The 10,957-nt window shown below is 33.9% G+C and carries 10 protein-coding genes and 7 tRNA genes; 1 reads left to right on the forward strand and 16 read right to left on the reverse strand.

Annotation, left to right across the window (positions count from 1 at the left end):
• Nucleotides 1-404: 404 nt before the first annotated feature.
• From ACQV2G_RS08630 to ACQV2G_RS08650, 5 genes are all read right to left on the reverse strand, one after another.
• A complete protein-coding gene (locus ACQV2G_RS08630; protein ID WP_428875505.1) occupies nucleotides 405-623 on the reverse strand; it encodes a sce7725 family protein in 219 nt (72 codons plus the stop codon).
• A 39-nt stretch (nucleotides 624-662) separates the two neighbouring features.
• Nucleotides 663-2,219 (reverse strand): bifunctional metallophosphatase/5'-nucleotidase, encoded by a 1,557-nt coding sequence (locus ACQV2G_RS08635; protein WP_428874594.1) that lies wholly within the window; start codon nucleotides 2,217-2,219, stop codon nucleotides 663-665.
• Entirely contained in the window at nucleotides 2,212-3,039 is an 828-nt protein-coding gene (locus ACQV2G_RS08640) for a hypothetical protein (RefSeq protein ID WP_428876608.1), read from the reverse strand. The genes ACQV2G_RS08635 and ACQV2G_RS08640 overlap by 8 nt, the downstream gene beginning before the upstream one ends.
• A 61-nt stretch (nucleotides 3,040-3,100) precedes the next feature.
• The gene (locus ACQV2G_RS08645; RefSeq protein ID WP_428874592.1) at nucleotides 3,101-3,556 is read right to left on the reverse strand and encodes a hypothetical protein; all 456 of its coding nucleotides are present in this window, start codon (nucleotides 3,554-3,556) and stop codon (nucleotides 3,101-3,103) included.
• Nucleotides 3,557-3,720: 164 nt separating this feature from the next.
• Nucleotides 3,721-4,818, reverse strand: a complete 1,098-nt coding sequence (locus ACQV2G_RS08650; protein WP_428874556.1) for a LysM peptidoglycan-binding domain-containing protein — start codon at nucleotides 4,816-4,818, stop codon at nucleotides 3,721-3,723.
• 579 nt (nucleotides 4,819-5,397) lie between these two features.
• Here ACQV2G_RS08650 and ACQV2G_RS08655 point away from each other — a divergent pair.
• Nucleotides 5,398-5,688: an ArsR/SmtB family transcription factor gene (locus ACQV2G_RS08655; protein ID WP_428876609.1), complete on the forward strand. Its 291-nt coding sequence runs from the start codon at nucleotides 5,398-5,400 to the stop codon at nucleotides 5,686-5,688.
• Between the two features lie 149 nt (nucleotides 5,689-5,837).
• Here the strand turns inward: ACQV2G_RS08655 and ACQV2G_RS08660 are convergent, their stop codons facing one another.
• The 11 genes from ACQV2G_RS08660 to ACQV2G_RS08710 form a co-directional block, all read right to left on the reverse strand.
• Nucleotides 5,838-6,098 (reverse strand): hypothetical protein, encoded by a 261-nt coding sequence (locus ACQV2G_RS08660; RefSeq protein WP_428874558.1) that lies wholly within the window; start codon nucleotides 6,096-6,098, stop codon nucleotides 5,838-5,840.
• A 229-nt stretch (nucleotides 6,099-6,327) separates the two neighbouring features.
• Nucleotides 6,328-8,022 (reverse strand): serine hydrolase, encoded by a 1,695-nt coding sequence (locus ACQV2G_RS08665; protein WP_428874559.1) that lies wholly within the window; start codon nucleotides 8,020-8,022, stop codon nucleotides 6,328-6,330.
• A gap of 64 nt (nucleotides 8,023-8,086) precedes the next feature.
• Complete coding sequence (locus tag ACQV2G_RS08670; protein ID WP_428874560.1) at nucleotides 8,087-8,782, reverse strand: hypothetical protein; 696 nt, start codon at nucleotides 8,780-8,782, stop codon at nucleotides 8,087-8,089.
• Between the two features lie 97 nt (nucleotides 8,783-8,879).
• Nucleotides 8,880-9,923 (reverse strand): ribosome small subunit-dependent GTPase A, encoded by a 1,044-nt coding sequence (gene rsgA / locus ACQV2G_RS08675; protein WP_428876610.1) that lies wholly within the window; start codon nucleotides 9,921-9,923, stop codon nucleotides 8,880-8,882.
• Nucleotides 9,924-10,283: 360 nt separating this feature from the next.
• Nucleotides 10,284-10,369 (reverse strand) — tRNA-Leu (locus ACQV2G_RS08680).
• 12 nt (nucleotides 10,370-10,381) lie between these two features.
• A tRNA-Cys gene (locus ACQV2G_RS08685) sits at nucleotides 10,382-10,452 on the reverse strand.
• A gap of 6 nt (nucleotides 10,453-10,458) precedes the next feature.
• Nucleotides 10,459-10,530, reverse strand: a tRNA-Gln gene (locus ACQV2G_RS08690).
• A gap of 17 nt (nucleotides 10,531-10,547) precedes the next feature.
• Nucleotides 10,548-10,620: transfer RNA gene (locus ACQV2G_RS08695), tRNA-His, on the reverse strand.
• A 14-nt stretch (nucleotides 10,621-10,634) separates the two neighbouring features.
• A tRNA-Trp gene (locus ACQV2G_RS08700) sits at nucleotides 10,635-10,705 on the reverse strand.
• 33 nt (nucleotides 10,706-10,738) lie between these two features.
• Nucleotides 10,739-10,819 (reverse strand) — tRNA-Tyr (locus tag ACQV2G_RS08705).
• A 5-nt stretch (nucleotides 10,820-10,824) separates the two neighbouring features.
• Nucleotides 10,825-10,897, reverse strand: a tRNA-Phe gene (locus ACQV2G_RS08710).
• Between the last annotated feature and the right edge of the window lie 60 nt (nucleotides 10,898-10,957).

The raw sequence follows: 10,957 nt of genomic DNA on the forward strand, positions 1-10,957 counted from the left end.
AACCGTTAATTGCTTAATCTCCTTGGATAGCATCAACCCTATTGGACATAGAGCCTAGTTTTTCTAACTCTTTTAGTATAAACATCAAATTATTTTCATTATATAATAAACTATAAATTTAAACTGATTGTCTTTTTATTTAGCTTCTTAAAAATTTGCTCATTAGTTCTATCTGATGTTCAATAGATAATTTTTTTATTACTCCTAAGCCAGGGTCGCTCCCTTCATCAGCATCTGTAATAAATGTTAAAATACTTCAGTTTCTATGTTTTCTTTTACATATTCTTTACCTTCCAATTCCATTATCTTATTATACTATTCTTTTGGTCTAATAACTGCTTCATGGTATTTATTCGCTGGATCTGTTGGGCTATGATTGGTATCAGATACAAAATGATGAACCCTCAAGTTCTTTTTTTATCACAATCTATAATATGGATTGCTACAGCATGAGGTGAAAAGCCATTTTCCATAAAATCTTTACCCATTACATAATAATCTAAAAACCCTATGTAACCATCTTTTTTAAACGATAAATGATCAGAAGAAAAATATTCATCACCAACATAATCCGCATTTCTTTTTTGTTTATTGAAATTATCAGCTAAAAGTATTTTGTTTATTAAAAGCTTTTTAGACTAATTTCAACTTTGAAAAAATACTTAATCTTCATTAAAAGCTGTCCATTGAATATGCTCATAATGATGATTTATATCTTTCCATTCCGTAACTGTCAATTGATCCATACCTTCAACTATTAATTGAATCATATCTTTATCAATCATATTAACAATTTTAGCTTTTGTAAACATATTATAATCGCCTCCCCCAACAGCACGATATTGAGTGAGCGCTAAATGGTAATATTTTTGCTTATCAATTACTTTTTGTGTTTTTTCATTAATTAATTTGACCACACGCTTACCTATTGGTTGATTCAAATCAACCTCTACAGAAAAACCCGTGTACAAGTCATAATTGTAATGCTTAGGTTTAGGATAAATATAAGAAGGATTTACAGAAATTTTACCGGATGAATCAAAAGTAAAATAAGCAAAATTATGCTCCATCGCTTCAATTATATCCTGACCACTTACTTGGCTAACAGCAATTTGATTATAATAAGGATAAATATTCAATAGTTCTCCTCGCCTAACTTCACCTTGAAAATCTACAAAGTGATCGTTGAGCAAGGATATACCTGCGAAGTCTGCCCCTGTTTCATTCAACATCGTTCTCGTTAAAAACTCAGCAAAAGGATGGCCTTTCACTCTTGCTTGATGAAGGTTTCGAGTGGGCATCTCCATGGGAGCATTCCCTAAGACCTCATCAAGCCAGTTAAGGCTCTGGCTATATTCAGGTTCTAATGGACGAATATTTTCAATTGCTGCGCTAGTTGTAAAAGAGTGTAGAGCCCCTTCAATTGCTGGGGAAGCTTTTTTATCTAAACTCACGATAACTTCACCCACCTTTTCACCACCATAGCCTGGTTGAATGACAAAGGAATCCTTAAAGGGCTGACAAATCTGACGATGTTGATGACCCGTTAATAAAAGATCTATTTCAGGAATCTCACTGATCATCTTATATCCTTGATTTTCTCCAGTTTGAGCCTCTAAGGCCTCTCCCGAAGATAGGTCAGCTTCAAAACCTCCATGATAAGCAACAACTAATAAATCCACTTGAGGTTTTAAAAATTGAGCATACTCTTTAACCGTTTCAAAAGCATCTAAAAATTCTAAGCCTTCATAATTTTCTGGCAACTCCCAGTGTGGTATATAGTGGGTGGTTACACCAATAATTCCGATTTTATAATCTTCAATGTTGATGACATCATAGGCTTTTCCCTTATAGGGCTTTTTGGTTTTTCGATCCACAATATTGCTACATAATATTTGTGCATTTATTAAGTCTAATGCAGTGTCTTGATAGGCCATTCCGTGATTAAATTCATGGTTACCAACAATTTGATAATCATAGTCCAAATCATTCATCATTCGAGCATAAGGAGCCGCACTCTTTGTCACTTGACTGGTATAGCTCGTCATAGGCGATCCTTGAATAAAATCGCCTAAATCAAATTGCAATGTCTTAATCGAATCTTGTTTTAATTGATCAATTAAAGCTGCAGTGTTCTTTAAGGAATACTCAGTCTGATCAGGATGATGGTGCCATTGACCATGTGTATCACTCGTTATTAAAAAGCGGATTTTAAGCATTGTTCCCCTCCAATATCTTGTCCATCGTATATATTTGGCCATACTGAGGATAGAAAACAATTAGACCTTTTGTTTCTAACTCTTGACCAAAAGCCTTTGGTTTAAATGTATGCCATGGAATAACAACTTTTGATTGAATCGTATAACCAATCATCAATAAATCTGCTTGAGAGGCATGACCTGAGACCCCAGCCTGATAGAAATCCCGGCCGTATTCAACCATATTGGTTAAAAACTCCTCATAACCAGCCATAAAGACTCCTAAAGGAACTCCGTTTGAATGTAAATATATTCCAGCTGGTAATTGATAAAGAATTTGATGACGTTCATAATCAATTAAGAATAAATAGTCATTCGGCGAAGCCTTCAATTCTTCAGCACTTACCGAAAGACTACTTTCTTCTTCATCCTCACCTAAACAAAAAATATTATCGATTTTGCTTGATATATGTTGTTTAAGCAATTGGTAATACGCTTTATCTACGACAAATCTCCGTTGATGATTTTTAGCTATTTCATTCAATCTTATCAAGCATTGTATATTTTGTGGATATAAATTAATGGTTATGATGCCTGCTTGTTTTTTACCCAATAAGTGGTCACTCTCTTTTAAAAACTGCCGCTCATTTGAACAAGCTAGATTATGATTTTTTCCCTCAACAGCTAAGTGAGGTGCGAGGTCATCTCCAAAATTAGACAAAGAGGTGCCTTCAATTAATAGTAGGTCTGGTTCAAAAGTATGGGCTTCTTCTACCCACTTGAGCACTTTTTCAGGGTTATAACCATTTAGTCTTAAGTCTCCTGAATAAACAATTTTCAAATCATTCGTTGCAATAAAATAGCACTCGCACCTTCTGTATCATGGTCACTCTCTTTAAAAGTTATCTTAAATGGCCCATGATGAATACTTGTTTGATGAGGAACACTTTGCCAATTAACATCATATTTAGGTAAAAAGGAATTTTTACTAAGTTTTCATAAAAGTTTAACGACTTCTCTGATGTGTATACAGGAATTTGTTCGTTTATTTGTCCTAAGGAACCTAGATGATCAAGGTGCAAGTGAGACAAGCAAATGGCAGTATTCGATGAGCTCACCTCATAAGCAGTTAACGAATTTGAATTTAACTGGCTTTGAGAATAAAATCCTTCTACCTTAGGCAATAAGTTATCTTGAAGGAATTGTTCAGTTAATGATCGATCTAGCAATTGTTTAATATCGGCTCCTACAAATGCTCCAAAATCCATAATCACTTGATGATTATCTTTTTGAAGGCTAATAATATTTCCCCCAATTGTGCCAATTCCACCCAAGAATTCAATCTTTGTTTGACTCATCAACTCTTCCTCTCTTAATAGTTTTTATCTTCACTATCAAGATTTTATCGTACCATATATTGGACCTAAAGTTCTACTTAACTTTTTTATCAAAATAAGCTATATTTTAACTTCATTCTGAACACCTAAAGAGCTGAGATCTAATGATCTCAGCTCTTTAATTATTAATACCACCCTTTTGATTGAGAATGTGACCAAGCTCCAGAAATCGATCCGTAACGACTTACCATATAGTCATACATCCATGATAATTGAGTATAAGGGTTGCTTTGCCAATCTTCACCATGAGAAGCCATTTTATTACCTGGTAAAGCTTGTGGTAATCCATATGCTCCAGAAGACATATTTTTAGCAAATGTATTCCACCCGGACTCACGATTAATAATAGCCTTCCAATAACCTTGCTCAACATCAGAAACACCTTTCTCAGCAACTATTCTTTCAAACGCTGCATAAGGGTCCGTACTGCTATTATCTACAAGCGTTGTTTCAACTCTTTCTTCATTCGTTTCAAAAGTTATTTCTTCATAGGTAGATTCAACATAACTAGTCGTTTCAATACTGGTAGTAATGCTAGTTGTAATATCTGAAACGCTAGTTTCAATTAAATCAGTATTAAAATCAGTAGACTTAATTGTAGTGGCTGTTGTTTCAAAGTCTTCAGTAGTCAGCTGTTCCTCGATAACTTCATTGCTCGTGGTAGTCATTTCAACAACTGGAAGAATTTCTTCACTAATTTCCCGAGTTGTTTCGACAACTTCATTAGGCATAGCTTCCTCAAAAGTAGGTAATTCTTCTTGAACTTCTTCAAAGTCTTCAGCTGCCTCAATTACTAAGAGACTCTCTTCTGTTTGAGCCTTTGTATTAATTGAACTGCTTTCAGTCTCATAAGCTGTAACTGTTACTTCTTCATCTCCTTGACTATATGAGATCGTCCCAGAATCTGAGTTAAAACGCAACTCTGCTCCAGCTATGATTAAATCTGGATTAGCTATTTGGTTGATTTGAGCCAAATCATTGACCGATATACCAGTTGCTCCAGAAATACTACTTAAAGTGTCGCCCCATTGAATCACATAGACACCATCTTGTTTTTCAGTCATTAGATTGATTACACGACGTATCTCATTAACTGTTCTCTGCTTCCAAACCATCGCAAGACTTCCTTGATAATTATCGTCCTGAGCTAAGATAGTTGGTTGAACAGTTACGACTTGCAACAATAGTGACGAGATAACTAAACTTATTATTGATTTTTTCATAAATACTCCTTAACATGATCACCTTGTTGGTGAATTATTATTAAAATTAATATATAAGATATCTTAAACAAGTTTATTAATAAGTGCACGTTTTTTTAGCACTTGTTACCTATGATTAAGCAAACCGATTAAAGATAGCAATATAGGTTACAGTGATATTACAATCAATCAAGCAAGATACACTTCAAGCCTTTTATAAAATTATGTTATAAATAAAATAACATATACGTTGGCTTATTTTATTGTTTAAAGATTATTTAATAGTACTATCATACTAATATGAAGGATCTTTATTGTTTAAAAAATAAAACAATTACATATTTTTATAATTTAAACCTATTCTAAAAACCATTTATACACTACTTTCAAACAACCTTTGCTTATTACAACTTAAAATGGTATCCTTATCTTGCTAGCTAAAATATTATAAGTATCTACTATTTTCACCATTTAATAATCAGTAAAAATTTTAAGCAAAATTAAATGTAATATAAAAAACACAAAAAATTCTTACTTTAAAAGTAAAATATGTGATACAATCTGACTAGGCATAAAAATAGATAGAAATGGAGGGAAAAGATGCAAACATACGGAATGAAATCAAAAAAAATGGCTAGATATGTTAATGTACTAAAACTTTTATCACACCCTATTCGTTTTTCAATCGCATTGCTATTAAAAAATAACGGTGTTATGAATGTCAGCAAAATTCAACAAGATTTAGAATTAACTCAATCTACCGTCTCTCAACACATTAGTAAATTACGTGAAGCAAAAATTGTCTCTGCGGACCGTGATGGAACTAAAATTTATTATTCCCTTTCTAGCGATACAGCCAGGCTCGTCTTAGAAACTTACGAAAACAGCTAAACTGAAAGCATTCTTACTAAAATAAAAGGGGCTGGGACAAAAGGGCTTCTCAGCCCCCTTAAAATTTACAGCGAGCCTAGATTGGAAAGTGACTTTCCAATCTAGGCTCGCTGCTTTGGGTATTTACGTAGATTATTGGCCATAAATATTCACTCGACATCGGTCTTAGAAAAGCTATTGCGACCGTTGGATGTCGCTTGATAAGTGGTGTGTTTTTCTTTACAAGGAATAAAATCCTCAGCAATTTTTTGGTGATACTTTTTGAGACGACAGCGCTTCTTTTTGCGTTCATCCGCTCCGACAACAGTTTGCGTTTCAATCGCTCGGTTAAGCGTTTCAATTTCTTCACTTAAGAGCTGCTGAATCTCAGATTGAATTTGTTCGACTACCTCATGAATTCGCCTAAACACTATGATTTTCAGGGAATAAACAATCCATTTCCAGTGGCAAGTAAGTGTGATTCATAGTGTACTGTTGCTACATAGAAAGCCCCTCCTAAATGGTTTTGTGATTACTACTATTATAGCAGGAAACGCTTTCTATTTTTTTATTGTTAAAGAAAAAGTCCGATTAACAAATGGATCGTTGACCGGACTTTCTTTAATTGTTCAAGACTTTTGTCCCAGCCCCTTTTATTTTTTAATTATAATTGTTTTCATCTAACATCATTTCTGTAGATTGCCTTAACATTTCTTGCTCTTTTTCCTCTAAATAAGCTTGGGGATTTGTTACTTTTTGCCATAAGAGCGAACGATTACTAACATAGACATCAAAAACAGCTTTAGATAATATTCCCATTTGATCTGGAACAGCATCGTAATTATAAGGATTTTCTGTATACACAGCTAGTGTGTAGGTTCCATAATCCGTTTGAAAAGCTGCGACATCATTTTGTTCTGTCGATCCTAATCCTGTTTTATTCCATGTGGTAACGTATGGTATAAATGCAGAAAGATATCGCCATGGGTTTGTCATTAATTTTTGAATTAATTGACCATCCCAAGGTTCGCCATTCAGTTCATTACGTGCCATTAAAGCGAAATACATAGCAGCATCCCCAGGCGATGTCTGAAATCTGCGGTTGGTTGATCCATGATAATATTTTCCATCGACAAAGGTATCTTTTAGACCAAATTTATGGACATAAGGTGTAATCCATTCACCTTCGCCAGCTACTTCAATTAACATATTAGCAGCTGTGTTATCAGAATATAAAGGAATCAAATCTACTAAGTAATCCACAGTGTATTGCGACCCACTAGGGTCTCCTTGAATAACTCCAGCACCTGGGACGCGGTTTTCATCAGATAAAATAACCATAGAATTGGGTGACAACTCACCAGTTTTATAAAGCTCATAAATTTTACCTAAAACATAAATTTTTTGAGTAGAGGCTGGGAAAAATATTTGGTTATTTACTGAAACCTGGGTAAGATGCTCACTATTAACAAAAGAAGCTCCTGCCGTTGCACTAATATATCCCAAATAAGTCTCTAATATAGCTTCTATTTCATCTAAAAGCTCCCTTTCACTATAATAGGTTAAAACATAATCATTATATGAAGAATCTTTTCTAATCCAACCAAGCTCATCATAGCCAAAATAAACATGTAACCAGGTTCCATATTGATTAGTGAGTTCCTGTCCTACTTCCATTGGACTGTCTATCATTCCTTGAGTATTTAGTAAATAACGTGAACTGGCTAAACCAGGCGGATTTGAGTAAATTTTTAAATCAGGAGACTTAATAAGGATGCTGTACTCCATTGTTTTCAGAGTGAAATGCTCTCTTTTTTTATGAGGAGTCATGTAGAAAGGATATTTATTAACAGCAAAAAGATCCTCAACTTGTTTAGCTAATAATTCACTGTTGTTCAGATTTTCTTTTAAACCATCTTGATAATAACCTTTAGTTTTATCTTCTTGAAACCATCCGGTGAAGGGCGAACCACCTTGATAAAGTATCTTTTTCAATCCATCTCTTTTCCATACAAGTTCCGCCACTCCAATTTCTTCAACAACTGGTTTGCGATTAATAGACGATTTTAAAGTCGGCTTAATAAGTTGAGGTCGATTATAAAATCTTGGCATATAGTGATCGTTTAATTCAGACGAGAGTGAGACTTTTTCAGATTTAGCGTTGGTTTGTAAGATTGGATCTTTTCTTAAATTAAGATCTACTTCCTCAAGGTTAATGCTGCTATCAATCGGCTTTTTGAAAAAGTTTTCAATAATATAACGATTAGAGGAAGAAACAAAAGTGAAATAAAGTGTTGAAAAAAGAGTCGCAGTAATTAAAAAAGAAAGCAATTGTTTTTGATAACTATCATTCAAATTTGTTCGCTCCTTCACCTGATGTTATTGGTAAATATATCAATAGGATTTTAAGAACCCAATCTTAACTAATAATTTTAGGTATAAAATAATCTAACAGTTCTTGAGTAAAGTAAATGGTCGGGTAATCTTGTTCAAAAGTAGATAGGCTTAACTCCTCTTTCAAATCAAAGGGATCAACATTAAGAGATAATGAGCGGTCGGAAATAAATGCTTCGTACTCATCTTGTAAATTAGCATACTCATTTTTCTCATATCTTTGATTGGCAATTAACCTAAAAACAAATTCCTCAAAAGCTCTCTCTTTAATTCGCTCATAAGGATTACCAGCCAATCGAAGGTGAATTTGTACATAATCAGAAAAAGAGATATTCTTTACTTTAGCTATCGTTTCTACTCTTTTTAGATACTCATTTTGAAAAAGCAACAGCTCACTTTGATTAATGATGGTTTGACTGGTTTCAGCGAAAAAAGTGAATAAGTAAGGCAGTAGTTGATCATAAAAAAAGAACTCAGCCACACGATGCTTCAAATCATTATAAAAAAAGCTTCTCAAGTCTTGATAACTATAGATATTCGGAAGATTTAGATTGAATATCACTTCATCTGACAAATTTTTATTATTTGGATAATTTAGATTGGTTAGTTCCTCAACTTTTTGATCAACTTGTTTATTTAAATACTCTTCATCAATTTGAAGATATTTCTTAGGAACCAAAATATCTTCTTTTTCAAAATAACTTTCTACTGTACTAATCAAACAGATCACCTCTTTGAAATAACATAAAATTATCGACCTATCTATTATACCTTAACGTTGCCCTATAAACTACCTTATAACTATTGATTAGGTGAGATTAATCAATGTCGTTAAGAACTCCTGACTTAGTGATTACTTTCATTCGATGATGTGGTTTCTTTTTTTTGTTTTTTTGGCTGATCAATTCCTTATACCGTTTCTTTTTATCTTTATATTTTAAATAACGATTGTACAACTCTTTAGATAAATTCCCTTTTTTGATGGCTAGTTGAATAGCACATCCAGGCTCATTCACGTGCGAACAATCATTAAACTTACATTTAAGCGAAAGGTCATATATACTTTGAAAAAGAAGCGTTTCATCTGCATCTCTATGAGATGAAATAGTTTTAAAGCCTGGTGTATCAATAATATAAGAAGAGGTTTTTTTAAGGAAATACATAGAGGAAGAGGTGGTTGTATGCTTGCCTTTACCATCATTTCTAACGTTTTGAGTTGACAGTTCTTCTTTTTGTAAAATAGTGTTTATTAAAGTAGACTTTCCTACCCCTGATGATCCAATTAGAATAGAAGTTTTACCTTTTTTGAGAAGATTCATTACTTTTTGATACGATAAAGGATCATGAATTGATAATTGATTAATTTTCATTTTAGGATAAACCTTTAAAATAGTATTTTCAATAGTTGAAGCTTCTACTTGATAGTCTGATTTTGAAATAATAATTTGAATATCCTTAGCCATATTAGAAAAGGTAGAGACATAGCGTTCGAATTTTCCCAAAGAAAACCTCTGATCAGCTGCAATAAGAATAAATATTTGGTCAACATTTGCAGCTATTAATTGTTCTTTAGCATTATATGCCAAACTTTTTTGTGATGTGCTTTGAGCTTTAGTAATCAAGCTATCTCTTTTGAGAAACGTGGATATTTGATGTTCTCCCGCATTCTTTTCAACTAAAACATAATCACCTACAACAAAATCACTATTTTTTAAATTTACTCGAACCGAAATTAATTCGTCTTTTTTATTATGAAGCGTTAGAAATGCATTATTACGACTTGTGATGCGATAGATATTTAAATCATTATTTAAATTATATCTAGAAATGTAAGAATTAATACCATAATCTTTGTTTATCATCAATTAGTCTCCTATCTAAATTATCCTTTTATGCTACATAAAGCTATCTGTTTTCGTAAATATGATGAATTTAGAAAGACAAAATAAATTCTATAATTTTTAAAATATAATTAAAATAAAAAAGAATCTAAGATTAACTTAGATCCTTAAAAATATAGAAAATGACTAATGATAGGGTGGTACGTAAAAACAAATAACCCTAGCAAAAAACCATTGAAGAGTTTTTAGATTAGAACCTAAATTTTTATTTTCTAAATTCATCTTGTACCACTCCTTTCGAATTTATAAGAAAATTATACTTTACCAATGAAAATAAAACAATAAAAAAACCTTCCTATCCAGGAAAGAGTTTAAAATAAATAGCGGTGGTCGGGGTCGAACCGACACGCCGTGTAACCGGCACTGGATTTTGAGTCCAGCGCGTCTGCCAATTCCGCCACACCGCCGTAATAGATATAAGGCGGTAGTCGGATTTGAACCGGCGATCAAGGTTTTGCAGACCCGTGCCTTACCACTTGGCTATACCGCCATGAAACTGGGGTAGCTGGATTCGAACCAACGAATCACGGAGTCAAAGTCCGATGCCTTACCGCTTGGCTATACCCCAATAATAAAATATAAATAGGCGACTGATGGGAATCGAACCCACGAATGTCGGATCCACAAACCGATGCGTTAACCACTTCGCCACAATCGCCATCATACTTTTAACAGGGACTGTAGGAATCGAACCCACACTGACGGTTTTGGAGACCGTTGTTCTACCGTTAAACTAAGTCCCTAAAAAGGAAAATGGTTAGCAATCCCTATTAAAATGGAGGGGGGCAGATTCGAACTGCCGAACCCGAAGGAGCGGATTTACAGTCCGCCGCGTTTAGCCACTTCGCTACCCCTCCAGCAATGGCTTGAGACGGAATCGAACCGCCGACACCTTGAGCTTCAATCAAGTGCTCTACCAACTGAGCTATCAAGCCTAGAAACGGTCCGGACGGGATTTGAACCCGCGATCTCCTGCGTGACAGGCAAGCATGTTA

The sequence above is a fragment of the Facklamia sp. P12955 genome, from assembly GCF_050409565.1.
Taxonomy (GTDB): Bacteria; Bacillota; Bacilli; order Lactobacillales; family Aerococcaceae; genus Facklamia.